At 35.3% G+C, this 25,750-nt stretch carries 21 protein-coding genes and 1 pseudogene; 11 read left to right on the forward strand and 11 right to left on the reverse strand.

Annotated elements, in window-relative coordinates:
* Positions 1–344: 344 nt before the first annotated feature.
* Positions 345–893, reverse strand: a complete 549-nt coding sequence (locus tag JCM15579_RS12825) for a hypothetical protein (protein ID WP_157471468.1) — start codon at positions 891–893, stop codon at positions 345–347.
* Between the two features lie 80 nt (positions 894–973).
* Positions 974–1,627 carry an isoprenoid biosynthesis glyoxalase ElbB gene (gene elbB, locus JCM15579_RS12830; protein ID WP_054720751.1) on the reverse strand — a complete coding sequence of 218 codons (654 nt, stop codon included), beginning with the start codon at positions 1,625–1,627 and terminating at the stop codon, positions 974–976.
* Positions 1,628–1,713: 86 nt separating this feature from the next.
* Here elbB and thpR point away from each other — a divergent pair, with 86 nt between their 5' ends.
* From thpR to gcvP, 3 genes are all read left to right on the forward strand, one after another.
* Entirely contained in the window at positions 1,714–2,292 is a 579-nt protein-coding gene (gene thpR / locus JCM15579_RS12835; protein WP_054720753.1) for an RNA 2',3'-cyclic phosphodiesterase, read from the forward strand.
* 68 nt (positions 2,293–2,360) lie between these two features.
* Entirely contained in the window at positions 2,361–3,008 is a 648-nt protein-coding gene (locus JCM15579_RS12840) for an MBL fold metallo-hydrolase (protein WP_054720755.1), read from the forward strand.
* Positions 3,009–3,307: 299 nt separating this feature from the next.
* The gene (gcvP, locus tag JCM15579_RS12845) at positions 3,308–6,199 is read left to right on the forward strand and encodes an aminomethyl-transferring glycine dehydrogenase (protein WP_054720756.1); all 2,892 of its coding nucleotides are present in this window, start codon (positions 3,308–3,310) and stop codon (positions 6,197–6,199) included.
* A gap of 386 nt (positions 6,200–6,585) precedes the next feature.
* Here the strand turns inward: gcvP and JCM15579_RS12850 are convergent, their stop codons facing one another.
* The 7 genes from JCM15579_RS12850 to JCM15579_RS12880 all read right to left on the reverse strand — a co-directional run bounded on the left by JCM15579_RS12850 (position 6,586) and on the right by JCM15579_RS12880 (position 12,452).
* Complete coding sequence (locus JCM15579_RS12850) at positions 6,586–7,557, reverse strand: D-alanine--D-alanine ligase (RefSeq protein WP_054720758.1); 972 nt, start codon at positions 7,555–7,557, stop codon at positions 6,586–6,588.
* 20 nt (positions 7,558–7,577) lie between these two features.
* The gene (locus JCM15579_RS12855; RefSeq protein WP_054720761.1) at positions 7,578–8,633 is read right to left on the reverse strand and encodes an RluA family pseudouridine synthase; all 1,056 of its coding nucleotides are present in this window, start codon (positions 8,631–8,633) and stop codon (positions 7,578–7,580) included.
* A gap of 15 nt (positions 8,634–8,648) precedes the next feature.
* Complete coding sequence (locus JCM15579_RS12860) at positions 8,649–9,476, reverse strand: PASTA domain-containing protein (protein ID WP_054720763.1); 828 nt, start codon at positions 9,474–9,476, stop codon at positions 8,649–8,651.
* 288 nt (positions 9,477–9,764) lie between these two features.
* Positions 9,765–9,923: a 50S ribosomal protein L34 gene (gene rpmH, locus JCM15579_RS12865; RefSeq protein WP_054720765.1), complete on the reverse strand. Its 159-nt coding sequence runs from the start codon at positions 9,921–9,923 to the stop codon at positions 9,765–9,767.
* Positions 9,924–10,026: 103 nt separating this feature from the next.
* Positions 10,027–10,614, reverse strand: a complete 588-nt coding sequence (gene rsmG / locus JCM15579_RS12870; RefSeq protein ID WP_306305815.1) for a 16S rRNA (guanine(527)-N(7))-methyltransferase RsmG — start codon at positions 10,612–10,614, stop codon at positions 10,027–10,029.
* Positions 10,615–10,713: 99 nt separating this feature from the next.
* Entirely contained in the window at positions 10,714–11,328 is a 615-nt protein-coding gene (locus JCM15579_RS12875; protein ID WP_054720767.1) for an RNA polymerase sigma factor, read from the reverse strand.
* A complete protein-coding gene (locus tag JCM15579_RS12880) occupies positions 11,328–12,452 on the reverse strand; it encodes a glycosyltransferase (protein ID WP_054720769.1) in 1,125 nt (374 codons plus the stop codon). Before JCM15579_RS12880 ends, JCM15579_RS12875 begins: the two co-directional genes overlap by 1 nt.
* 206 nt (positions 12,453–12,658) lie before the next feature.
* On the opposite strand from JCM15579_RS12880, the gene tgt reads away from it, so the two are divergent.
* The 4 genes from tgt (at position 12,659) to JCM15579_RS12900 (ending at position 17,051) form a co-directional block, all read left to right on the forward strand.
* The gene (gene tgt / locus JCM15579_RS12885) at positions 12,659–13,789 is read left to right on the forward strand and encodes a tRNA guanosine(34) transglycosylase Tgt (protein WP_054720771.1); all 1,131 of its coding nucleotides are present in this window, start codon (positions 12,659–12,661) and stop codon (positions 13,787–13,789) included.
* A 118-nt stretch (positions 13,790–13,907) separates the two neighbouring features.
* Entirely contained in the window at positions 13,908–14,984 is a 1,077-nt protein-coding gene (locus JCM15579_RS12890) for an LptF/LptG family permease (RefSeq protein WP_054720877.1), read from the forward strand.
* A 201-nt stretch (positions 14,985–15,185) separates the two neighbouring features.
* A complete protein-coding gene (locus JCM15579_RS12895; protein WP_054720772.1) occupies positions 15,186–16,730 on the forward strand; it encodes an acyl-CoA carboxylase subunit beta in 1,545 nt (514 codons plus the stop codon).
* A gap of 12 nt (positions 16,731–16,742) precedes the next feature.
* On the forward strand, positions 16,743–17,051 hold the full coding sequence (locus JCM15579_RS12900) for a biotin/lipoyl-containing protein (protein ID WP_054720775.1): 309 nt from the start codon (positions 16,743–16,745) through the stop codon (positions 17,049–17,051).
* A gap of 57 nt (positions 17,052–17,108) precedes the next feature.
* On the opposite strand, the gene ispE is transcribed toward JCM15579_RS12900, so the two are convergent.
* Entirely contained in the window at positions 17,109–17,924 is an 816-nt protein-coding gene (gene ispE / locus JCM15579_RS12905) for a 4-(cytidine 5'-diphospho)-2-C-methyl-D-erythritol kinase (protein WP_054720777.1), read from the reverse strand.
* A gap of 294 nt (positions 17,925–18,218) precedes the next feature.
* Here ispE and dnaB point away from each other — a divergent pair.
* From dnaB to JCM15579_RS12915, 3 genes and pseudogenes are all read left to right on the forward strand, one after another.
* Positions 18,219–19,642 (forward strand): annotated as a pseudogene (dnaB, locus tag JCM15579_RS12910) (replicative DNA helicase).
* Between the two features lie 154 nt (positions 19,643–19,796).
* A complete protein-coding gene (locus JCM15579_RS20860; protein WP_218186162.1) occupies positions 19,797–20,093 on the forward strand; it encodes a hypothetical protein in 297 nt (98 codons plus the stop codon).
* A gap of 13 nt (positions 20,094–20,106) precedes the next feature.
* On the forward strand, positions 20,107–20,976 hold the full coding sequence (locus JCM15579_RS12915) for a hypothetical protein (RefSeq protein WP_218186163.1): 870 nt from the start codon (positions 20,107–20,109) through the stop codon (positions 20,974–20,976).
* 452 nt (positions 20,977–21,428) lie between these two features.
* On the opposite strand, the gene JCM15579_RS12920 is transcribed toward JCM15579_RS12915, so the two are convergent.
* Positions 21,429–22,124 carry a YjjG family noncanonical pyrimidine nucleotidase gene (locus tag JCM15579_RS12920; RefSeq protein ID WP_054720779.1) on the reverse strand — a complete coding sequence of 232 codons (696 nt, stop codon included), beginning with the start codon at positions 22,122–22,124 and terminating at the stop codon, positions 21,429–21,431.
* Positions 22,125–22,266: 142 nt separating this feature from the next.
* Here JCM15579_RS12920 and JCM15579_RS12925 point away from each other — a divergent pair, with 142 nt between their 5' ends.
* Positions 22,267–25,668 carry a choice-of-anchor L domain-containing protein gene (locus JCM15579_RS12925; RefSeq protein WP_054720781.1) on the forward strand — a complete coding sequence of 1,134 codons (3,402 nt, stop codon included), beginning with the start codon at positions 22,267–22,269 and terminating at the stop codon, positions 25,666–25,668.
* The last annotated feature ends 82 nt before the right edge of the window (positions 25,669–25,750 follow it).

Below are 25,750 nucleotides of genomic sequence, written 5' to 3' on the forward strand. Positions count from 1 at the left end.
GTTGAAGTTGCTATATTTAATCTCTAAGAAAGTCACAGAAAAATGGAGTATGCCAATCAGAAATTGGAAAGCAGCATATTCTCAGTTGGCTATTCTTTATGAAGAGAGAATGGAGATCAAATGAACAATTTTTCTTTTCCCAAAACCCTGTTAATGGATGAAGGGCCTTGAAAAAAGAAAAATTTAGTGGTGACACAGTTTATTGAATAGACCCAGTTCTGAACTATCAACTTAACGTGAGCAGTTGGAATTAGGTTGTTCGGAGTTGTTTAGTTTTGTTGCGGACTTCCTGTTCTTTGATACGGAAATCCTTTTTATAAGTGCGCAGTGCTTACTTCTTGAAATCAGTAGAACAGTTTTTCAATTCTATCATCGAATAGCTGCGATTTTTCAATATACTCTTTAAACTTTTCAGGATTTGTATCAAGATGTGCTTTTACGATCTTAAAATTATCGTCTCGTTCTTGTTCAATACTCATTCTGTACTGGTTCATTAGCTTTTCGGTTACAGATTCCCAAGCAAAGTATCTGTATAAGCTAAACTTGAAAATAAAACTGAGTAGCAGCGAAATCAATAAAAGGGTCCAATTCTGAATGGGAAGTTCCACCACCAAGAATATCATTAATATAAAAACAGGAATTACCGATGAAACACAGAAAATACCAATCATTAAATTGTTATAATACTCAGAAAAACGAGCAATTTTCTTCTTGGTAGAGCTGTAAAATCCAAACCAGTGAATAAACAGATTAAAAGCCAGAGAGTATAAAATAACGGCTACTTCGGGGGCAGAATTTAAGCTGAAAAATATCCCTACAAACACTAAAATGTTCGAAATAATAAAAGGGTAAATGTGGTTTTCGCCTGGATCTTTGGTGTTTCTATTCTTCATTGTTTCAATAATAAAGAAAGTACGCATTTGTAAATTATGCGTACTTCCATTTTAATATTCTGAGGTTTTAGTGCGATTTATTACAGAGCCATTATTGTTTTCACAACATTTTCAGCTCCTTCACCAATTTGAGCAATGGTAGCATCAAGCATATAACAAGGAGTGGTTACAATTTTATTTTCTTTATCGAAAACAATTTCACCATGGCTTGTATTTATATGAGTTGCACCTAAAGATGTAATTGCCTCTGCAGTTCCCGCATCGTGACCGATAGTAACTTCAACTTTACCAAGTATTTTTGCAATTAGGGCAGGAGCGATACACAATGCACCAATTGGTTTTCCAGCCTCATGCATGGCTTTCAATGCAGTCTCAACGTCTGGATTTACATCACAATCAGGACCTTTAAAAGCGAATGTGCATAGGTTTTTTGCAACGCCAAATCCGCCAGGGAAAAGAATTGCATCGTAATTGTTGGCATCGAACTCCTGTAAATCTTTAATATTTCCTCTTGCAATTCGAGCAGCTTCAACCAATACATTTCGTTTTTCAGCCATCTCCTCGCCAGTAATGTGGTTGATAACATGATATTGATCGATATTAGGAGCAAAAATTTCGTATTCGCCGCCATTTTTCGAAATGGCATATAATGCTAAAGTAGCTTCGTGAATTTCAGATCCATCGTAAACGCCTGAACCAGCTAATACAACAGCAAATTTTTTCTTTGAGTTCATGTTGATATGATTTAAATATTTAGATGCAGATTATTTTGTATAATTTGTGGACTCGAAACTACAAATTGTTAAGCTCATAGATTCAAGTGGAAACCAAACGCATTTTCATAGCAATAAAGATAAATAATACCGATCAAATTTGTGCGATTTTTCGACAAGTTCAGTTGGATTTAAAGGATGAATGGATAAAGTGGGTAAACTTGAAAGGTTTACACATTACTCTGGGCTTTATCGGGGCAACTGATGTAAGAAAAATTGGTTTAATTGTAAATCGCCTAAAAAGCAGTGCCAGCAAATTTTCTCCATTTCGATTGCAACTAAAATCTGTGGGTGCATTCCCATCATTAAGCAAAGCTCGTGTTTTGTGGATTGGTGTAGATTCTGATGATTTAATTTATGAATTAAGGAAGGATATTTTAAAGCAATTGGAATATATTGTTGAAATTTCGGATACTAGATTTTCACCGCATCTAACCATTGGCAGAATAAAACATGGCGTTAAAAATCCTGATGAAGTAAAAAGAGTCTTAGAATCTCATGAAAGTTGGGAAGGTGAAGAATTACTGATATCAAACTTTGTTTTGATGGAAAGTAAGCTTACCAAACATGGACCAATTTATGAAGTAATGGATCACTTCGAGTTAAGTGGATCTGCTTCTCATTAGATTTTCATCACTACATATTTCTAGTTCGTTGAAATAAATGTAAATTTGGGCTACTAAAAATAACAAATATGATTACGATAGAAACATTGGTGTTTAATCACTGGCAAGAAAATACTTATATATTACACGATGAAACAGGAGAAGCAGTTTTGATTGACTGCGGAGTGTTTTTCGAAGAAGAAGGAAAAAAATTAATCGATTTTGTAGAAAAAAAGGGGTTAAAATTGGTAAAACAAATAAATACTCACCTGCATATCGATCACGTTTTGGGTAACCAGTTTGTGAAGGACACATTTAATTTGCTTACCTGTGCTCATAAAGATGATGAATTTTTGTTGGCAGAGGCTCCTAATTATGCAGTGCGTTTAGGGCTTGAGAATGTAGTTGAACCACCTGCAATGGGCGAGGAGATTAAAGAAGGGGATGTAATCAAATTTGGAAATTCTGAATTAAAAGTATTGCATGTACCAGGCCATTCACCAGGGCATGTTGTGTTTTACAACGAAGAGCAAAAATTTGTAATTGCCGGTGATGTTTTATTCCGCGAAAGCATTGGTAGAACCGATCTTCCTTATGGTAATTACGAACAATTAATCGGGGGAATTAAAGAAAAACTATTGGTTCTTCCTGATGATGTAGAGGTTTACCCTGGCCATGGTCCTTCAACAACAATTGGTCACGAGCGCAACAACAATGTGTTTCTGAAAGGATTATAATTTTTATTTCCAAGATATAAAGTCTCTTCATTTTGAAGGGACTTTTTCTTTTTTAATGATTATTGGTAGACTAAACAAAATTATTAACATGTTCGGGATTAAAAACTTGGACAGAAATATGACAAAAGTCACCTTGGTATTAATCTAAAAAACAAAAAGTTAAGTTGATTGTTCAGCTTGCAAAGGAATGTTAAAAAACAGCGATTTAAAAGCTTATTTTACTAGTTGAAAATTTAAATCTTTTGCTACTTTTACAATCAAATTTATTTATAAACAACAACAACTAAACAAACAACAATATGGCAAGCGAAAAGTTTGTTTCTCGTCACATTGGTCCTCGCAACGGCGATATTAAGACCATGTTGGAAACTGTAGGTGCTCCATCATTGGATGCATTGATCGAAGAAACTATCCCTTCGGATATTAGATTGGGGAAAGATCTGGATTTACCAGAAGCTTTATCGGAGTATGAATATTTCTCGAAGATTAAAGGAATTGCTGCTAAGAATAAACTGTTCAGAACTTTCATTGGACAAGGTTACTACGATACAATTACACCTGCTGTAATTCAAAGAAATATCTTAGAAAATCCAGGTTGGTATACACCTTATACTCCATATCAGGCAGAAGTTTCACAAGGTAGATTGGAAGCACTTTTGAACTTCCAGACAATGGTATTGGATTTGACTAAAATGGAATTGGCTAACTGTTCTCTTTTGGACGAAGCTACTGCTGTTGGTGAGACGATGTACATGATGATGGGACTTCGTTCTCGCGCTAAGAAAAAAGCTGGAGCCAATAAAGTTTTTGTAGATCAAAATATCTATGCACAAACTCTTGATGTATTAAACACACGCGCAAATCCTCTTGGAATTGAGCTAATTGTTGGTGATTATAAAACATTTGAGTTTGATGAAACTATTTTTGGTGCTATCGTTCAGTATCCTGCTGCAAGTGGTAGTATCGAAGATTATGCTGATTTTGTAGAAAAAGCTCACGCTGCTGAGGCTTTGGTTTCTGTTGCTGCAGATTTAATGAGTTTGGTATTGTTAACACCTCCAGGTGAATGGGGAGCTGATATCGTTGTTGGTACAACACAACGTTTCGGTGTTCCAATGGGATATGGTGGACCTCATGCTGCTTATTTAGCATGTCGAGAAGCGTACAAACGTAATGTTCCAGGACGTATTATTGGAGTTACCAAAGATGCTCAGGGAAATCATGCAGTTCGTATGGCATTACAAACTCGCGAGCAACACATTAAACGTGAAAAAGCTACTTCTAACATTTGTACTGCACAGGCATTGTTGGCAACTATGGCGGGTTTCTATGGAGCTTACCATGGAGCTGAAGGCTTAACCAGAATTGCCAAACACATCCATGCAGGTGCAGGTGAATTATCTGAAGGATTAAAAGCATTAGGATATCAACAAACAATTGAAAACTTTTTTGATACAATTGAAGTTGTACTTCCTGAAGGAGTTGCAATGGAAGACATCAGAAATGCAGCTTTAGAGGCTGAAATGAACTTCCGTTACATTGACGAAAAAACAGTTGGTATCTCTTCTGATGAAAAAATCAGCAAAGCAGAGATCAATACCATTTTAAATATTTTTGCTAAAGCTGCTGGTAAAGAAGTTGAAGCAAAAGAAGTAGAAGAGAAAGTTTACTTTGATGGTAAATTCTCAAGAACAAGTGATTTCTTAACTCTTGATGTTTTCAACCGCTATCGTTCAGAAACTGCAATGATGCGTTACATGAAAAATCTTGAGAAGAAAGATATCGGATTGAATACTTCTATGATTTCATTGGGATCTTGTACAATGAAATTGAACTCTGCGGTTTCTATGTTTCCATTGAGTTGGCCAGAATTTGGAGGAATCCATCCATTTGTGCCAATGAATCAGGTAGAAGGTTATACTGAAATGATTACTGAACTTGAAAAATGGTTGTCAGAAATTACAGGTTTTGCAGGATGTACTTTACAGCCTAACTCAGGTGCTGCTGGTGAGTATACCGGTTTGATGGTGATTCGTGAATACCATATCTCTCGTGGTGAAGGACACAGAAATATTGTTTTGATTCCATCTTCAGCTCACGGTACTAACCCAGCTTCGGTAACAGTAGCGGGTATGAACGTTGTAATCGTTGATTGTGACGAAAATGGTAACGTGAAGTTCGATGACCTGAAAGCGAAAGCTGAAAAGCATGCTGAGAACTTGTGTGCTTACATGATTACATATCCATCTACTCACGGTGTATTCGAAACCGGAATTAAGAAGATGATGGATCTAATTCATGAGAATGGTGGTCAGGTGTACATGGATGGTGCAAACATGAATGCTCAGGTTGGTTTAACTAACCCAGGATTGATTGGTGCTGATGTTTGTCACTTGAACTTACACAAAACTTTCTCAATTCCTCACGGTGGTGGAGGCCCTGGAGTTGGTCCAATTGGTGTTGCTGAACACTTGGTACAATTCTTACCTTCTCACAAATGTGTGAAAACTGGTGGTGAAAATGCAATTACGGCGGTAGCGGCTGCTCCATTTGGTTCTGCAAGTGTATTGCCAATTACTTACGGTTATATTGCAATGTTGGGTACTGAAGGTTTAACCGAAGCTACTAAAATGGCAATTTTAAATGCCAACTATTTGGCTTCTTCATTCGAAAAATTAGGATTTAAAATTCTATATAAAGGTGAAAACGGACGTGTTGGTCACGAAATGATTTTCGATTGTCGTGAGTTCAACAAATCAGTAGGAATAACCGATACTGATATCGCTAAGCGATTGATGGATTATGGATTCCACGCTCCAACTTTATCGTTCCCAGTACACGGAACATTAATGGTTGAGCCAACTGAAAGTGAGCCATTGGAAGAATTAGATCGTTTCATCGAAGCATTGGCTAAGATCAACGAAGAGATGAAAGAAATTGAAGATGGTGTTGCTGATACTGTTGACAATGTATTGAAAAATGCTCCTCACACTCACAAAGTACTAACTGCAGATGAGTGGAATCACACATACAGCCGTCAGAAGGCAGTATATCCATTAAAGTGGGTTGCTGATAACAAATTTTGGCCTACTGTTGGTCGTGTAGATGATGCTTTCGGTGATCGTAATCTAATGTGTACATGTGCACCATTGGAAGTATACAATGAAGAGTACATTGATGCAGACAATTAGTCAATAAGATAATTTGATATATAAATCCGGTGAGTTTCTCATCGGATTTTTTCATTCTGAAAAGGGCAAAAAGAAACAAGGAGGCTGCCCCTGCCTCCTTGTAATGTTCTATTACTAACCCTAAAATTTAACTATGAAATAATGAATTGAAAAATAATCCATTAAAATCTATATCCTATTACGTACAACTTTGTAAAAAGTTCGTGATATTCTTATAGTTTTAGCTTAGTTTTCAGGTAGTTATTTTCATAAGAAAGGAAAGAATCCTTAAAAATAAGGCCTTGCGTACGCGCAAAAAAAATGAAAAAAAATGTATTTTTTTTTCATTTTTCTGTGAATATATAAAACTTTCCTAATCAGTGGTTTAAGCTATTTTAAAATGCTAATTAGAATTCATTTTCGATAACTAAAGTTAAGATATCTTTTAATTCTCGATTCATTGCAGCAACCTGTTTAGGGATAAAACTATTGGCAGTCATACCTGGAACAGTATTGGCTTCCAGGATAAAAATTTCATCTCCTTTGATCATATAATCTACACGAACAATACCTTTACATTTTAGTGCATCGTATACTTGGGAAGAAATATTTTGAATTCTTTCAGACAATTCTTCAGAAATTCTTGCTGGTGTGATTTCCTCAGCCATATTTGGATCATATTTGGCTTCGAAATCGAAGAATTCTTTTTTCGGCAATACTTCGGTAACAGGAAATACTAAATTCTCTTTTCTGGTTTTTACCAAACCACAAGTGAATTCTAATCCATCAATGAACTCTTCTATAATAACTTCTTTCCCTTCCTTAAATGCTTTTTCAATGGCTTCATTTAAGTCCTCAACTTGTTTTACCTTCGAGATTCCAAAGCTTGAACCGTCAGCATTTGGCTTAACAAAGCAAGGCATTCCCAATTTTGCATGAATCTCTTCGATAGAATATTCTTCATCTTTCTTCAGAAGAACCGATTTTGCAAAATTAAAACCTAGGCTTTTTAAATATGAATTGCAGGCATGTTTGTTAAAGCTTAAAGCACTGCTTAAAACATCACAAGTTGAGTGTGGAATTCTTAATAACTGTAAATATCCCTGAAGAATTCCATTTTCACCAGGAGTACCATGAATTGCAATGTATGCAAAATCGAATTTTATTTTGATTCCATCCTTGGTAAAACTAAAATCATTTTTATCGATCGGGTAGGATTCATTTTCAATTTTTACATTCCAATCTAATTCTTTTAATTCAATTAAGTATGGATTGTAAAGATCCTTATCAAGGGTATTGAAAATATGATCGGCCGTTTGAAGTGAAATTACAATCTCGGCAGAATCTCCTCCTGCTATTACAGCAATGTTTCTTTTCATGGGTTGTATATAGTACTTTGTTATTCTTCTCTGTTAGCTGTATAATCTCTCCATTTTTGTATTACATTGCTCATATCTTCAGGAATCTCCGAATTGAAAGAAATGTATTCTCCAGTTGCCGGATGATCGAAACCTAAAGTTTTAGCATGTAGTGCTTGTCTTGGACAAATTTTAAAACAATTTTGAACGAACTGCTTGTATTTGGTAAAGGTAGTTCCTTTTAAGATTTGATCTCCACCATAATCCGCATCATTAAAAAGAGGATGGCCGATATGCTTAAAGTGAGCTCTAATTTGGTGGGTTCTTCCTGTTTCCAAAATACACTCAACTAGGTTTACATAGCCTAATCTTTCTAGTACTCGGTAGTGAGTTACCGCATGCTTTCCATATTCTCCATCAGGAAAAACATCCATAACCTTTCGGTTTTTTAAATTTCTTCCTATATGACCGGTAATAGTTCCTTCGTCGTTTTCCAAATTTCCCCAAACTAATGCACGATACTTTCTGTCACTGGTTTTATTGAAGAATTGTAACGCAAGCTTTGTTTTGGCTTCTTCGGTTTTGGCAATTACCAAAATACCCGATGTATCCTTATCAATACGATGTACCAAACCAGGTCTTGGATCCTTTGAATTAAAAAGTGGTAAATCCTTCAGGTGATATGCAAGTGCATTTACCAGAGTTCCTGAATAATGTCCGTAAGATGGATGAACCACCATGCCTGGATTTTTATTAACAATCAGGAAGGTGTCATCTTCGTAAACAATATTCAGTGGAATATCCTCTGGAATAATTTCAATTTCTCTTGGAGGATAGCTTAAGACAATGGTAATAACATCATGGGGTTTTACCTTGTAGTTACGCTTTACTGGTTTGTCGTTAACATTGATACAACCAGCATCAGCAGCTTCCTGAATTTTATTTCTTGAAGCATTCTGCATTCGGTCGACCAAATATTTGTCAATTCTAAGCATGCCTTGCCCTGGATCAACTTCGAAACGAAAATGTTCGAATACTTCTTGATTATTATCAAATTCCTCTTCCGAGTTGAAATTATCTTTTGGTTCTTGTGTCATTACTTTTGCTGTGTTTTAATAAAGCAATTTGCCTAATCTTTGTTGAAGCAGGGAATCTGCTTGTTGAAGCTTAAGAGTATCTTTTGTCAGCCAAAGATCAATATTGTTTCCTGGGCGAATTTTTAGGTTTTCGTTATAATCCGGATATTGCTTGAATACTTTTGCTTGCATGGAATCAATATGATTTTTAATTGATTCATCGAATTGTACTTTGCCAACATTTAAATTTGACATGATTATTTTCTCTTTGGCTTGAGTATTATTTTTTCCCATTAAATTGGGTGCTAAAACTCCGAAAGTATTACCCCTACCTAATACCAAATCAATGGTTGCGCCTTTATCTATCATACTTCCAGCTCCAATTGAATCGCCTTTGTACTTAGGGTAAAGTACCAAATTGAAAAACTGACTTTTTGCATATTCCAATCGTCCAATTTTAAAACCATTTGTAATAAGAAGCTCGTAAGCTTGACGGAATGAGTTGTCTACCAAATTTGGAAAACGTACCTGTTCTGGCTTGTGTGCGTTAATGGTTAAAAATAGACTTCGATTACGTTTTACAATGGATCCAGCTATAGGTCTTTGATCTAATACAGTTCCTGGTTCATATTTAGGATTGTAAATAGAATCATAGACAGTAAATCGCAGATTTTCTTCATCTATTGTTTTAGCAGCATTTTCAAGGCTGGTTCCAAACAAATCAGGGACGGTTAATTTTTCACCATGATGTGTATACCATCTTAATCCCGAAAGGGTAATCCATACAATAGCAATTGTAATTAATAAAGCGATACCTAACTGAATTAAAAAGAATTTGCTTTTAAAAAAATTAGTTGATTTCATTCGAGTCTGTTTTTCTTTTGGGTTGGCTATTGTCATTACTAGTCAATAGTTCATAAACGACAAAAAACACTTATTATTTCCGCGTTTTTGCGTTTTACAAAAATAACAGAGATTTTTAGATTTAGGAAATGAGCTAATGTAAATGCAGCTTAATTCTTGTAAAAAAAGACAAAAAAAAAGAGCTCCCTTGGAACTCATTCAATTTTAGAAAGCTAGAAACCTTAAAATACAAAAAAGTAAAGAATTTTAATTCTTTACTTTTTGTATATCGGTTACTTAATTGTAAAATTAAGCTTTGTGTCTGCGCTCGCTTGAAACAGATAATTTTTTTCTGCCTTTAGCTCTTCTACGAGATAATACAGCTCTTCCGCTTACAGAAGACATTCTCTCTCTGAAACCGTGCTTATTTCTTCTCTTTCTATTTGATGGTTGAAATGTTCTTTTCATCGCGAAAAATTTTTATCGAATAAAGTTATTATATGCGTTGATTTTGGACTGCAAAAATAAGTTTTTTTTTAATCTAACAAAAGGAAGAAGCAAAATATTTTTCCTAAAGCTCAAGATGTACAACTTTTTTAGTCTCAAAGAACTCTTCTTCGAAGAACTTGGTACAGTCGAAAAGCTGCACTTTATCACCGTATCCAGCTATTTCTTCCAGAAAATCGCCACCCTTAATGTAAAGAATACCATTGGCCAAACTATTTTTATCTTTTGGTGAAGAATTTTTGCGAACCATATTTACAAATTTTGGAAATGCTGTAACGGCTCTACTTACAATAAAGTCGAATTTATCTTTTACTTGCTGAACTCTAGTGTGCTCTGCTTTTACATTTTTTAATTTTAATGCAGCAGCCACCTCGTTTACTACTTTTATTTTTTTTCCAATGGAATCTACCATGTAGAAATCACATTCAGGAAAAAGAATCGCCAAAGGAATTCCAGGGAAACCTCCACCGCATCCAACATCCATAATTTTTGTGCCAGGTTCAAACTTTATTACCTTGGCAATCGATAATGAATGCAAAACATGATGCAGGTATAAAGAATCAATGTCTTTACGCGAAATTACATTGATTTGACTGTTCCAATGAGTATACAGATCTTTAAGTTGAGCAAAACGATTTTTTTTGTTGCTCAGTTAAATCTGTAAAATATTTTTCGATGATCTCCATGCCAATTTTATTTTAGGTTGGCAAAGATAGAACTAATTCGCATTCATCGTTTTCCAACAAAAAAATTATTTCTTTTTCTTCTCGATTTTTACTTCAGAATCCTTAAGGTTGTTGAAAAGCAATTCACGAGCTCTAAACAATTGAGCTTTAACTGTACCAATTGGCAATTTTAGTTCTTGAGCAATTTCTTCGTATGAAAACTCTTCAAAATAACGAAGTTCAATTAGTCGGCGATAGCGTTCTTTTAATTTGCCAACCTCATTTCGCATTATTTTTGCTTTCTGTTTTTTAACAAACTCTTGCTCAGGATTAAGACCACTTGATTCAAGTGTAATGGTTCTTTCGTTTTCAGCATCGTCTTTTCCATCTATCGATATGGTATTTCCTCTCTTTTTTCTGAGAAAATCAATACAATTGTTCGATGCGATTTTGAATAGCCATGTGCTGAAAGCATATTTGGGAGAGTATTGTCTAATATTACGGAAAGCTTTACCGAAAGCCTCAAAGGTTAAATCTTCAGCATCGTTCTTGTTATTAACCATTTTTAATAACATGAAAAATATGGCGTCCTTATATCTTTTAAAAAGCTCTTCGTATGCTTTCTGATCGCCATTAACTGAAGCTTGTACCAGCCTGTAGTCGTATTGAGCTTTTTCTGAGAGGTTCGGATTTATTTCCATTATGATCGTTTACTGTATATTTGACTTTGGATATAAAATAGCAATTTATACAGAGGTCTTAATAAGACATATACATACGAAGATAAAAATAAATTCTCTTCTCTCAAATGCCTTGCAGAAATTTTAAAACAGTATCCTTTTATAAAAAATCTGGCAATACATATGCTTAGTAATGCAAAATATAGTTGTGTTTTTACCAAAGCTAGAATAAGAAGAACTGCGAATAGAAATTGTGCGATGGGTTCCAAATCCAATAATAGTTTTCTTTTGAGGGGAATGTATTTTCGGCTCCTGAAATAATGCTTGTTGATGGTTTTCCAGGTATTGTAGTAGTTTTTAGTATCAATAGTGATCTTGCTATCGGGATTTGTGGAGAAAGTGTACTTTGATTTTTTAGCTAAATCAAGGGATAAAATATGATCGTAACCAGCTTCGAAATGTGCATTTCCGGCATATCCTTTATTTGCTAGAAAATCAGATTTTAAAAAACTCATATTAAAAGAGTTGCCTGCATAAAGCTTGTTTGCATTTGTAAATGAAGCTAACTTTATGGTATGCTTGATGATATCATATCTAAGGAAATTATAGAAGAATCCTTTTTGAGATTCGAAATTACTATAAGCATTGTATAGTTTTCCTTGGGCATTTGCAACTGTATTTTGCAACCATGTTTTGCTGTAAGTAAAACTGTTTGGATTAAGGTGTATAATTTGGTCGAATTTTGCTGCTTTTACACCAATTGTTATTGCAAGTTTTTTATTGTGTTTGAACTTCTCGTCGATTGGAATTTTGGTTGATTTAAGGTGTTGATAGATATTTTTCAACCTGATTAATACATCTTCGGTATTATCAACGCTTCCGTTATCAACTACAATTATTTCATATTCCGGATAGTCTTGTGTTAATAATCCTGTAAGGTTCTTTTCTAAATATTGTGCTTGATTTTGTGCACATATAATTATTGAAACAGGAATGGTTTCGGAATGAATGTAGGTTTTCTCTTTTGATTTGAATTTTCTGAGATAAAAGATTGAATAGATTAAATCTATAAAAAATGTAAGAACTAATCCGATAATTAACAGCCATTGAATTGGTGTTAGAGTGTGATAAAAATATGTTTCCAAGTTTAATTTTTTTTGTGCAGTCCAAATTTAAGCGAATCTATGATAAACAGTGCTTATAAAAGCAATTTTTATCCAAAAAACTGTTTCTTGGGTTGTTGATTTGGGTCTGTACCTACTACTTTATTCAGGAATAAGATTTATTAGTATCTTTGCTGCCGATTTTGCAAAAACCGATTCTAGGATTTTGCAGTTTTAAAATAGTCAATATGGATTTTAAATTACACAAAACCGATCCAAAGTCTTCTGCAAGAACAGGAGAGTTAACAACAGATCATGGAAAAATACAAACTCCGATATTTATGCCTGTGGGAACACTTGGCTCGGTAAAAGGAGTACATCAACGTGAGCTTCGTGATGATATTAACGCAGAAATCATTTTAGGAAATACCTATCACTTGTATTTACGTCCAGGTTTGGATATCCTTGAAAAAGCAGGAGGATTGCACAAGTTTAATGGATGGGAAAGACCAATATTGACTGATAGTGGAGGATTTCAGGTATTCTCTTTGGCTGATAATAGAAAATTGACTGAGGAAGGAGCTATGTTCCGTTCGCATATCGATGGATCGAAACATTTCTTTACCCCGGAAAATGTGATGGATATTCAAAGAACTATTGGTGCTGATATTATTATGGCATTTGATGAATGTCCTCCTGGCACGTCAACATATGAGTATGCCAAAAACTCCTTGGAACTTACCCAACGTTGGTTAGAGAGATGTGTAAAGCGTTTTGATGAAACCGACCCGAAGTATGGTTATTCACAAACCTTATTTCCTATTGTACAAGGTTGTGTTTACGATGATTTAAGAATAAAAGCAGCAGAACATGCAGCTTCACTTGATCGCGAAGGATATGCAATTGGAGGTTTGGCTGTAGGTGAACCTGTAGAGGAAATGTATTCCATGATTGAAGTGGTGAATAATGTTCTGCCAGAAGATAAACCTCGATACTTAATGGGAGTTGGAACTCCAGTAAATATCTTGGAAGCCATTTCTCGTGGAGTAGATATGTTTGATTGTGTGATGCCAACCAGAAATGGAAGAAATGGTATGATCTTTACAAGCGAAGGTATCATCAATATAAAAAATAAGAAATGGGCTGATGATTTTTCTCCAATCGATCCAAATGGAACTTCTTTTGTTGATTCATCTTATTCAAAAGCATATGTGCGCCATTTAGTACATTCTGGCGAATTATTGGGATCTCAAATTTGTAGTATCCATAACTTAGCATTCTATTTGTGGTTGGTACGTGAGGCAAGAGAGCAAATTAATGCTGGAACTTTTGCAGCATGGAAAGATATCATGGTTAAAAAGTTGGCTACACGTTTATAATTGTTAAAAAATCTTACAATAAGTAAGCTGCAATTGATATTTAAAGAATAAGTTATACTTTTAATTCGGTAAATTAAATTCGGATTTTCCGAGGGTGTCAGAAAATAAAAAACAGGTTTTGAAGAAATTAGATCTATATATTATCCGAAAGTTTTTGGGTACATTCTTTTTTGCGATTGTTCTCATCATTAGTATCTCAGTTATTTTCGATTTTTCGGAGCATATCGATGAATTTATTGACAAAGAAGCACCGCTTAAAGCGATTCTTTTTGATTATTACCTGAATTTTATACCTTACTTCGCTAACTTATTCAGTGCATTATTCACCTTTATTGCAGTAATATTCTTTACTTCTAAGATGGCCTATAATACCGAGATTATCGCCATACTTAGTAGTGGAATTAGTTTTAGAAGGATGATGTTTCCTTATTTTATTGCATCATTAATTATAGGTGTGTTTTCATTTGCCTTGAGTAATTTTATAATTCCGCCAGCAAATGCAAAAAGAATAGAATTTAATGAAACCTATATAAAAAAGAAGTACAGAAATAAGGAAAGAAATATTCATCGTCAGATAGAACCAGGAGTATTTATATATATGCACAACTGGGATACGGGAAGTAATACAGGTTATCGATTTTCATTGGAGAATTTTGAAGGGAAAGAGTTAAAATCGAAACTGACGGCGAGAAATATTAAATGGAATAATAAAGAAAACAAATGGACCATTAATGACTATTTTATCAGGAGTTATAATGGAGAAAAAGAAAGTTTTGAACACGGTAATAAAATTGATACAACTTTAAGTTTTGATCCAAAGGAATTTGGGCGAAAAACATACTTGGTTGAGGCAATGAACTATACAGAGTTGAACGATTATATCGATCAGCAGACAATGAGAGGAGACAGTAATATTAATGCTTATAAAATTGAGAAATATAAAAGAATGGCTAATCCATTTTCTACCTTCATACTTACCTTAATCGGTGCGTCACTTGCATCACGTAAGATTCGAGGAGGAATGGGACTTCATTTGGGAATTGGTTTGCTGTTAAGTTTCTCGTTTATACTTTTCTTACAGATTTCGGTTGTTTTTGCTACCAATGGTAGTATGAACCCGATGTTAGCGGTTTGGTTGCCAAATATTGTTTTTACATGTGTTGCTTTATATTTATATCGAATTGCTCCTAAGTAGAACTATTCTAAATAGTTTTTTCGGAAAAGTTTTGATAATCAGTATAAAGAGTTTATTTTATATAGCTAGAACTTATGGGTATTTTACGCCAGAATTTTTTTTCTAGCGTAAAAATTACTAACGTTGTAGCTTGGAATTTTGTGTGCTACACGGAATTCAACATATATAGAAATATATATTTTCTAACTAAATGTACAGATTATGTCATTGAAACGAAACATTCTTGATCTTAGAAAGAGAAAAGAAAAAGTGCTTCAAGGTGGTGGTGAGAAAGCCATTCAGAAGCAAGTTGCAATGGGGAAATTGACTGCTAGAGAAAGGGTAACATCTATTTTGGATGAAGATTCTTTCCATGAATATGATTTATTTGTAGAGCATGAAGCCCGCGACTTTGGCATGGAAAAGAAACAACTTCATGGTGATGGAGTTATCATTGGAACTGGTACTATTTACGGTGAGCCTGTTTGTATTTTTGCACAGGATTTTACTGTAGCTGGTGGTTCTCTTGGTCTTATGCATGCGAGAAAAATTACTAAAATCATGGATCATGCGTTAAAAATGCGTGTGCCATTGATTGGTATTAACGACTCAGGGGGAGCTCGTATTCAGGAAGGTGTTAACTCACTTGCCGGATATGGTGAAATCTTCTTCCGTAACACCTTAGCATCTGGTGTTATTCCTCAATTGTCTGTAATTCTTGGTCCTTGTGCTGGTGGAGCTGTTTATTCTCCTGCACTTACCGACTTTGTGTTTGTGGTTGAAAACATCTCAAAGATGTTCATTACCGGTCCAGAGGTAATTAAAACTGTTTTGGGCGAAGAAATTAGTATGGAAGAACTTGGTGGAGCTAGAGTACATAGCGAAATTACAGGTAATGCTCATTTCTATGCTCAAAGCGAGTACGAATGCTTCGAACAAATTAAGAAGCTCCTAACCTTCATTCCATGGCACAATGGTAAAAAAGCTAAAGCTTTCCCACCAAAGCCACCAAAACCAGAATACAAAATTGAGGAAATTGTACCAGCTGACCCAACTCAGCCATACGATATCCGTAACGTAATTAAAGCAATTGCTGATGATTCTGATTTCTTCGAAATCATGGAGAACTTTGCAAGAAATATCGTTATTGGTTTCGGTAGAATGAATGGTGAAACTGTAGGTTTTGTTGCAAATCAGCCTATGGTGTTGGCAGGTGTATTGGATTGTGATTCATCTGATAAAGCTGCTCGTTTTATCCGTTACTGTGATTCATTTAATATTCCAATTGTAACTCTTGAGGATATGCCAGGTTACCTTCCAGGTGTTGATCAGGAGCATATGGGTGTTATTCGTCACGGTGCGAAGATTCTTTATGCGTACTCAGAAGCTACTGTACCTAAGATTACTGTAATTATCCGTAAAGCATACGGTGGAGGTTATATTGCAATGAACTCTCGTCATATGAAGGCAGATTTTATGTTTGCATGGCCAACTGCTGAGATTGCGGTAATGGGACCTGAAGGAGCTGCTAACATTATCTTCCGTAAGGAGATAATGGCTGCAGAAGATCCTGAAGCAATGCGTAAAGAAAAAGTTGCTGAATATAAAGAGAAGTTTGCTAATCCTTATGTTGCAGCAGCTAAAGGTTATATTGATACTGTTATCGAGCCAGAAGAAACTCGTAACATGTTGTTACACTCAATTGAGGTTTCGAACAATAAAGTTGATAGAAGACCTGAGAAAAAACACGGTATTCCTCCATTCTAAAAATTATTCGTTATGGAAAATTTAAAAGAATTCAACGTTGATGGTACTGTATACAAAACAGAGTTAACCAAGAAGTTTGAAAACAGAAAAAATTGGGAAAGACCAAATCCTAAAAACATTCTGTCTTTCATTCCAGGAACAATTGTTGAAATTTTCGTTAAAGAAGGGCAGGAAGTAAAGGCTGGAGAAAGCTTAATGATTCTAGAAGCGATGAAGATGAAGAATCAGATCGAAATGCCTTTCGACGGTGTTATTAAAAAGATTCATGTTGAAGAAGGAGTAAGAGTCCCTAACAAAATGTTAATGTTAGAGATTGAGTAATCTTTCTGATATGAAAATATTAAGGGATTGTTGTAATGACAATCCCTTTTTATTTGTTTATAGTTTGCCACTCCAGGTAAAATGCTTTTTCCAGCTCTCCTTAATAGTAGGCTCTTCTTTAAAAATACCAAACATGCTGGAACCACTTCCAGACATTGCTGCGTATATGGCACCCAATTCGTAGAGTTCTTTTTTCAAAGTTTTAAGTTCAGGATGGTTTGGGAAAATACTATCCTCAAAATCATTGAAAATATTCTCTTTCCATTCTACCAATGGTAAATTAATTAACTCTTTTAATGATTTTTGAGGTTTTTTAGGATTTACACCCGAGTATGCTTCTGGTGTGCTGATGTGAATGTCAGGTTTGATTAGAACAATATGAAACCCACTTAAATTTAGCTGTATAGAAGAGAAAACCTCACCCTTACCTTTTGCGAACACAGGTTGGTTTTGGATAAATACTGGGCAGTCACTACCAATTTGAACTGCATACTTTTCCATTTGTTGAAAGTTCATGCCTAGTTCGTAAAAATCGTTCAGCATTTTAATCATGTATGCAGCATCAGCCGAACCGCCACCTAATCCGGCACCAAACGGGATGTTTTTGTGCAAATGAATTGCTGTTGATGGAATTTTAAAATTAGAAGCAATTAAATCAAAAGCTTTTATCACGATATTTTCCGAAGGGGCAATATCAATAGGAATTCCAGATGAGGTAAATTCATATTGTTCTGATGAATCACTTTCAGCAATTTCCAGAGCATCGCATAATGGTATTGGATGAAAAACGGTTTCTATATTATGAAATCCATCAGGTCTTTTCTCAATAATGTTAAGACCTAAATTTATTTTGGCATTTGGAAAGCAAAGCATATTTTGTGTTCTTGATAAATGTGGCTTAAAAATACTCGTTTTAAAGAGCAAAAAAAATCAAATTATGGCATTTTAATTTTCTATCTTTATCTTTGCATTCTCAAATTTTTCGACACGAATATGAATGATTAAGTGTGAGAGGGAAAGTGTCGAAATCTGTTGAATAAATTATTAAAAAGGTATATGGCTGGAGCAAACAATTATAAAAATCAATCGAAAAATAAAATTGATCTGGAATACGGAAGAGTGCCACCTCAGGCAGTGGAGCTTGAAGAAGCTGTGTTGGGTGCTTTAATGTTGGAGAAAGATGCAATCATTTCGGTTGGAGATTTGTTAAAAGCCGATTCTTTTTATAAAGATGCTCACCAAAAGATTTATAAGGCAATTATGAATCTTTCCACCAAAGAAGAACCTATTGATATTCTTACGGTAACTGAGGAGTTAAAGAGACAGGGAACCTTGGATGAGGTTGGTGGGCCATTCTATATCACTCAGCTTACAAACCGTGTAGCTTCGGCCGCTCATATCGAGTTTCATGCTCGTATTATTGCCCAAAAGCACATTCAGCGTGAATTGATTCGTGTTTCTTCTGATATTCAGAATCAAGCTTTTGATGACAGTATTGATGTGGCTGATTTGTTGGATAAAGCTCAACAGGAAGTTTTTGATATTGCAGAGGGAAATATTAAAAAGGAATCTGCACATATTCGCCCATTGGCCGATGAGGTTATCAACCAAATTGTTGAAGCTGGTAAACGACCTGATGGATTAAGTGGTGTGCCTTCGGGTTTTACTGCACTTGACAGAATTACATCTGGATGGCAGAAATCCGACTTGGTGATTATTGCTGCTCGTCCTTCTATGGGGAAAACTGCTTTTGTACTTTCCATGACCAGAAATATGGCGGTTGAGCACAAAGCACCAATTGCGATATTCTCTTTGGAGATGGGTGGTGATCAGTTGGTGAAACGTATGATTTCCAGTGAAACTGAATTGGGTTCAGAGAAACTGAGAATGGTAAGTTGGAAGATTTTGAGTGGGAGCAATTGCATGTAAAGATTAAAGATTTGGTTGATGCTCCAATTTATGTAGATGATACGCCAGGTTTATCTATTTACGAATTGCGATCGAAATGTCGCCGACTAAAGGCTAAATACGATATCGGTTGTGTGATTATTGACTATTTGCAGCTGATGACCGCAGGTTCGGATATGAGAGGAAATCGTGAGCAGGAAGTATCTTTGATTTCACGTCAGTTAAAGATTATTGCGAAGGAGTTAAATATTCCGGTAATTGCACTTTCTCAGCTGAACCGTGGTGTTGAACAGCGTACGGGTGATGCAAAGAAGCCGATGCTTTCCGACCTTCGTGAGTCTGGTGCGATTGAGCAGGATGCGGATATGGTGCTATTTATTCACCGTCCGGAACGCTATGGTATTACAGAAGATGCCGAAGGAAACTCATTAATTGGTATTGCTGATATCATTATAGCAAAACATCGTAATGGTGCTGTAGGTGAAATACAGTTACGATTCCGTAATCAATTGGCCCGATTTATGGATTTGGAAGGTGAAAGTTTGAATCCGTTTGGAGATGAAGGGCCTGAAGAGGTTAAGACCTTTAGTTCTAGTATGAATCAAGACACAGGAGGTGGATTCGATGACATAAATGCTGGCCTTGTAGGAGGAAGTGATTTTGATGATGCTGCTCCATTTTAAATGATTTCGTTTTTCCTTTAGATTGTGATTTTGTACTTTCGAATTAAATCAATTTTCGATTGTACTTATGAAGGGTTTCCTAAAAACATATCTAATACTAATTTTTTTCCTTTTAGCCTATTTTCATGGCTTCTCGGCAAGTATACTTATCCCTATGGATGATTCGCAAAAGAATCATTTAAAATCATATGGAATTGCCTATTGGACTTTGCAAAATAACCATGAAATTCATTGGTTGTTGAATTATCGAGGAGGTTCTTTTCTTTTGCCATTAAGCAAAAATATTGAGGATGAATGCAAAATTCGAGGTGTAAGTTATACTGTGATTTCTGATGCCAATGTTTCGCAGATCATGAATGAGATTTCTTCTCCAGAAGCAAATATGGATGCCATTAAACTAGAAAAACCTCCTAAAATAGCCGTTTATACTCCCAAAGGGAAAAAGCCCTGATGATGCGGTAACCTTGGCACTGACTTATGCAGAGATTTCATATGATATAGTCTACGATGATGAAGTTTTAAGCAATGAGCTATCAAATTATGACTGGCTTCATTTGCATCATGAAGATTTTACCGGGCAGCATGGTAAGTTTTATGCTTCTTATCGAAATATGCAGTGGTATAAGGATGAGGTGAAAGATAATTTAGATAGGGCTAAGAAATATGGATTTTCTAAGGTCTCTGAATTAAAGAAAGCTGTATCACAAACCATTCGAAAATTTGTTGAGAATGGAGGTTTCTTGTTTGCCATGTGTTCGGCTACCGATACTTTCGACATTACCCTTGCGGCAGATGATACGGATATCTGCAATCATGTTTTTGATGGAGACCCGATAGATGAGCACGCTCAGGAAAAGTTAGATTACAATAAAACATTTGCATTTACTGATTTTAAGGTTGAAACCAACCCTTATGTCTATGAGTTTTCAGATATCGATGTAACCTTAACCCGAAAAGTAAATAGAGATGAGGATTACTTTATGCTTTTTGATTTTTCTGCCAAATGGGATCCTGTTCCTACAATGTTGTGCCAAAATCATAAAAATATGATTAAGGGATTCATGGGACAAACCACAGCTTTTAAAAAGGATCTGATTAAGCCTGGAGTGCTGATTATGGGCGAGAATAAATCGGCAGGAGAGGCTCGTTATATTCATGGCAAATTTGGAAAAGGAACCTGGACTTTTTACGGAGGACATGATCCAGAAGATTATCAGCATTTGGTGGGAGATCCACCAACCGATTTGAATTTGAAAAAGAATTCGGCAGGATATCGTTTGATCCTAAATAATGTGCTATTTCCTGCAGCTAAGAAGAAGAAAAGAAAAACCTGATTTTTTATAAAAGAAGAAGGCTGTGTCCCCTAAACACAGCCTTAAGTTCAACATCGTTTGTATAGTCTAACTCTATATTTTATTAACCATTTGTATATCTATTAACCCTGTAACTTTTACTAACCCATTAGAATTTTTATGAAAGCTACATACAAACTTGATGATGTTGAAAGAACGGAAGGGTTACCAAGCCTGTCCGTCACAATTACCGCTGCAAATATAGGTTTTGTTTTATTACAAAAAACATGCTATTCGGCAGGTTTCGCTTATGAATTGTTAAAATATCTTAAAAAGTAATTTTAAATTGTAAGGATTGAGTGCTTTTGTCCCAATTTAAATTTAATGTGAATCCTTGGTGAAACAGTGAGATATTAAATTTAAATGCCGATATATAATCTGTTAGCCATTTGGAGTAAAACGAACAAATGGTTATTGTAGATTAATAATCGGTGTTACAGAATTTTTGTGATTTCTATCAATTGATTTACTTCGTAAGTTGCATCGTCATCATGTTTGGTTTTATTTGAATTAAAATAAATCTGGTCAATATTTGATTTTCTTGCTCCTGCAATGTCAGTTTTTAGATCATCCCCAACCATAATACTATTGCTTGTTGTAGCACCCGTGTTTTTTAATGCATATTCGAATATCAAAGGTGAGGGTTTGTTAGCCCCAGCATCTTCTGATGTAATGATTTCTGTGAAATAGGATATAAGTTCACAGTTTGTGAGTTTTTTAAATTGAACCTCGTTAAATCCATTGGTAATGATGTGCAATTCATATCCTTTTTCTTTTAGTTGTTGTAACATTTCATGTGCCTTGGGAAAGGTTTTGGTTTGTAGAGGGCTTATTTCAATAAAATCCTGAGCAATTTCTTTTGCCAACTCTAAATCGTCTGCTCCAGATTCTTTCAAACACAGATAGAATCTTCGATACATTAGATCTTCTTTCTTGATTCTGTTTTGATAATAGGCATTCCAAAGTTTGCCATTGTGATATTCAAATCGTGATTTAAAAAACAGAAAACTTCCAAAAATGCTTTGCAGTTGGTAATCTCGGTACAATTGGTTTAAGGTAATTTCCGAATTCGCATTAAAATCCCATAAGGTCCTGTCCAAGTCGAAGAAGATGTGTTTGTATTTATTCATTTACTAATAGGTCAAAATGTTTTAATCATTACAAAAATAACTTGCTTAATGTAAAAAACACTTATGATGTTCTTTAAATTCTAGTAAATCAGTTATATTTGGCTCCCCCTTAAAAAATATTAACTGTTAAACAGTAAGTAGTATGCATACTTTTTTCTCTAGAGCATTATTATTGGTATTGTTTTGTTTTGTAACTAATACAATTTCAGCTCAAAGTTACCCTAAAATATCAATTAGCATAGATAAAACCAGAATATTGAAGGATGGTGGTGAAGCTACAGTAACGGTTAGTTTGAGTAAAAGAAGTTTGAGGCGACGGCCAGCTTCAATTTCTTTAAGTTATAATACGAATGGAACAGGAAGTAGTGGGTATGATTTCACAATTGATCCTCCTGTGTATTACCACGAATTCCAAGGAAATGAAACTAGTTTTTCATTTAAGATTAAAGGGGTTTATCAGATTTGGGGATCATCCAATGTTGACTTAAAGATTGCTATTACTTCCAGACAAAACTGTGTTGCAGAAGGAGAACAGGAAGTTAACTTGAATATCTCAAATGATTTGGGGTACTGCACTTCTTCTGGTATAAACTATGATATTGGAATTACATCGGTAGCTTTTAATGAAATAAATGAAGCAAGTTCTGCCTATCCGATATATACTGATAATTTAGGTGTTGCTTCCGATGTAAATAAGGGGAGTTCATATGGTTTAGTTGTGAAGCTAAATTCTGCAGGAAGAAATAGAATATATGCAAGAGCTTGGATTGATTGGAATCAAAATAAGCTGTTTGAAGATGTGGAGATGTATAATTTAGGGTTTGTTTGGAATGAATCCAATGGTGCTACAAGTAACTCACCCTATAGTATTGCAGTTCCGAATGATGCTGTTTTTGGTACAACTAGAATGAGGGTTTCCGCGAAATATGATAATTACCCCGAAAGCTGTGAAACTGGGTTTTATGGAGAAGTAGAAGATTATACCTTAAATATTCTACCAAAGTTTCCTATTGTTAGCTTGACAACAGGAAGTTCAATGGTTGATGAAAATGGAGAAAGTGTTAGCATTATTGCTAGTTTAGATGAAGTATCAGTTAATGATATCACTGTTAATTTGGGATTCACAGGGTCTGCGCCATCGGCTGATTACAATTGCCCCAATACGATTGTGGTACCAGCAGGAAGTCTTTCAAAGACTGTTATTTTAACGGCAATAAATAACAATACTAACGATGGTGATAGAGATGTTATTATCGATGTTATTGGGGTGATTAATGCCAATGAAAATGGCACTCAACAACAAACGATAACAATTGTTGATGATGATAAACCATCAACTGCCCCTATTAAAATCAACACTCAAGATGTGAGCATAGGGACCTCTCCAGAAGATTTAGTGCAAAATGTTTTGGTAACTGGATGTTTGACCGCTAACAGCATTACTTTTAATGGTGATCAAGCTCAAGGAATAGGATATTTTGAAAAGGGTGATTCTGATTTCCCTTTAAGTTCGGGGGTTATCATGTCAACAGGGAATGTAGAAAATGCAATAGGACCTGCTAGTAGAAGTGGACGTGATGCAATAGGTGGATTTGACTTTGATGAAGGCAGCCAAGACTCTGATTTGATGTTTTTGGCTGATACAAAGCCTCGATTCAATTGGTGGGGGAGTATTGTTGGTTGGGATAGAAAATATTTCGATGCCCAGATATTGGAATTTGACTTTGTTCCAGCAGGAAATAAGTTAGAGTTTAACTATATTTTTGCTTCCGAAGAATACAATGGTTATGCTTGTACGGATTACAATGATGGATTTGCTTTTATTATAAGTGGTCCAGGAATTTCTAATGATACTGGTTTGAGCGGAAAAAATATAGCCTTAACAGAGTCAGGCGATCAGGTAAGTATCAATAATGTATATAAGAATCAATGCCCTTCATGTCCTGATAATTCTAGCTTGTATGTGGAAGAAATAGGAGGTTACCCAATAGCTTTTGATGGGCGAACAAAGATCTTGAAAGCTAGAGCTGATGTTAAAGCATGTGAAACCTATCATATAAAGTTGATAGTGTATGATAGAAATGATCAGGATTATAACTCTGCAGTATTTTTAGAAGCCAAAAGTTTTAAATCCAACGAGGTAACAGTGGAAAATAAACTGGATGGATTGGATGGAGATAAGTCTGTGATGTACCGTGGTTGTGACAAGAGTTACATTAGTTTTTCAAGGAAAGAAAACTTGGATGAAGAATATACCTTCCATGTAAATATTTCAGGAACGGCCGTTAATGGAGTTGATTATTTTGAAGTAACTGAGGATGGAACCAAAATTGGGAACTTTCCTGAAGATGTTACATTTGCTTCTGGTCAATCAGATATTAAGATTTATTATATGGCCAGTAACGAGGTTTCTGGTGCCAAAGATATTTTATTTGAGGTATTAAGAGGTTGTCCTTGTAGTACCGACGCTTCTGATTATTTCCGAAAAAAGATTGATATTTTGGACGTTGGAGAAATTAAGGCCAATGCAATTTCCAATGTAACTTGTGGAGGAGGTGCTGCCATTTCTACAATCATTATTGAATTAAAAGATGGCTTGGACCCTGTTAATTACTTGTATTCATTGGACGGTGGGGCTTTTCAAGAAGAGAACAAGTTTCAGGGAGCCTACACGGTTGGTGCTCATACGGTTACGATAAAAGATAAATTTTCATGTAGTTCTAAAGATGTTGCGATTAATATTCCTTTGCCAACTGATTTAAAAGCGAATGCAGGTGCTGATTTTGAAATGTGTGAAAAAGAAACATCCAGAACATTAAATGGTACTGGGGGAATTGTATACGAGTGGACTTGTGATAAAGCTATAGGATTAACCAATATGGATTTGAATAGCGAGAATCCTACAATATCACCCAATGTTCCTGCAGGTGTTTATATATATACCCTAACTGTTTCTGACGGAGTTGGAAAAGCATGTGAATCGTCGGATGATGTTGTGGTAACAGTTAAGCCAACACCAGTTATTAATAGTTTGGTAGCTAATAAAACGGAGGTGTGTAGTGAGGCTGAGATTAGTTTAACTGCTAATGTGTCTAATGCAATTAATCCAACCTACAATTGGAGTCCTTCCTCAGAAATCACAGGAGCTGGGCTTAGTGTAAAGGCAGTTCCTGTAACCAATGTTCTAACATCGCGAACGTACACATTCGAGGTGGTTTCAAATAATAATTGTAGTGCAAGTCAAAGTGTGAGTGGAATTCAAGTAAATCCAAATCCTATTGTATCTCTGAAGACAGCAGAGTCAAATCTTTGTTCGGATGGAACAGATGGAGAAATTAAGGTTGAAGCTTCAGGTGGAACACCTCGTATAACAGGTGCTGAGTATGATTATCTTTGGAGTCATGATGCAGGCTTGAATATCGACCATGTGACTGGATTGGCACCTCAAACCTATACTGTTACTGTACGGGATTATAAATCATGCCAAACCAGTATAGATGTTCAGGTAAAAACCGAGCCAAAACCTATCGGGATATTTTATTAGATTAAACTAAATAAGAATAAAACTATTATAAAAGCGATGAATTTGTAAATCTTAAACAAATTTATCGCTTTTTCGTATATGT

It is taken from the genome of Marinifilum fragile JCM 15579 (assembly GCF_001310955.1).
GTDB classification, from domain to species: domain Bacteria; phylum Bacteroidota; class Bacteroidia; order Bacteroidales; family Marinifilaceae; genus Marinifilum; species Marinifilum fragile.

What these genes read in the sequence shown, in the direction of transcription:
- JCM15579_RS12825 (WP_157471468.1), bottom strand. Translation starts at nt 893, where the DNA reads ATGAAGAATAGAAACACCAAAGATCCAGGCGAAAACCACATTTACCCT.
- elbB (WP_054720751.1), bottom strand. Translation starts at nt 1,627, where the DNA reads ATGAACTCAAAGAAAAAATTTGCTGTTGTATTAGCTGGTTCAGGCGTT.
- JCM15579_RS12840 (WP_054720755.1), top strand. Translation starts at nt 2,361, where the DNA reads ATGATTACGATAGAAACATTGGTGTTTAATCACTGGCAAGAAAATACT.
- gcvP (WP_054720756.1), top strand. Translation starts at nt 3,308, where the DNA reads ATGGCAAGCGAAAAGTTTGTTTCTCGTCACATTGGTCCTCGCAACGGC.
- JCM15579_RS12850 (WP_054720758.1), bottom strand. Translation starts at nt 7,557, where the DNA reads ATGAAAAGAAACATTGCTGTAATAGCAGGAGGAGATTCTGCCGAGATT.
- JCM15579_RS12855 (WP_054720761.1), bottom strand. Translation starts at nt 8,633, where the DNA reads ATGACACAAGAACCAAAAGATAATTTCAACTCGGAAGAGGAATTTGAT.
- JCM15579_RS12860 (WP_054720763.1), bottom strand. Translation starts at nt 9,476, where the DNA reads ATGAAATCAACTAATTTTTTTAAAAGCAAATTCTTTTTAATTCAGTTA.
- rpmH (WP_054720765.1), bottom strand. Translation starts at nt 9,923, where the DNA reads ATGAAAAGAACATTTCAACCATCAAATAGAAAGAGAAGAAATAAGCAC.
- JCM15579_RS12875 (WP_054720767.1), bottom strand. Translation starts at nt 11,328, where the DNA reads ATGGAAATAAATCCGAACCTCTCAGAAAAAGCTCAATACGACTACAGG.
- tgt (WP_054720771.1), top strand. Translation starts at nt 12,659, where the DNA reads ATGGATTTTAAATTACACAAAACCGATCCAAAGTCTTCTGCAAGAACA.
- JCM15579_RS12895 (WP_054720772.1), top strand. Translation starts at nt 15,186, where the DNA reads ATGTCATTGAAACGAAACATTCTTGATCTTAGAAAGAGAAAAGAAAAA.
- JCM15579_RS12900 (WP_054720775.1), top strand. Translation starts at nt 16,743, where the DNA reads ATGGAAAATTTAAAAGAATTCAACGTTGATGGTACTGTATACAAAACA.
- ispE (WP_054720777.1), bottom strand. Translation starts at nt 17,924, where the DNA reads ATGCTTTGCTTTCCAAATGCCAAAATAAATTTAGGTCTTAACATTATT.
- JCM15579_RS20860 (WP_218186162.1), top strand. Translation starts at nt 19,797, where the DNA reads ATGGATGATTCGCAAAAGAATCATTTAAAATCATATGGAATTGCCTAT.
- JCM15579_RS12920 (WP_054720779.1), bottom strand. Translation starts at nt 22,124, where the DNA reads ATGAATAAATACAAACACATCTTCTTCGACTTGGACAGGACCTTATGG.
- JCM15579_RS12925 (WP_054720781.1), top strand. Translation starts at nt 22,267, where the DNA reads ATGCATACTTTTTTCTCTAGAGCATTATTATTGGTATTGTTTTGTTTT.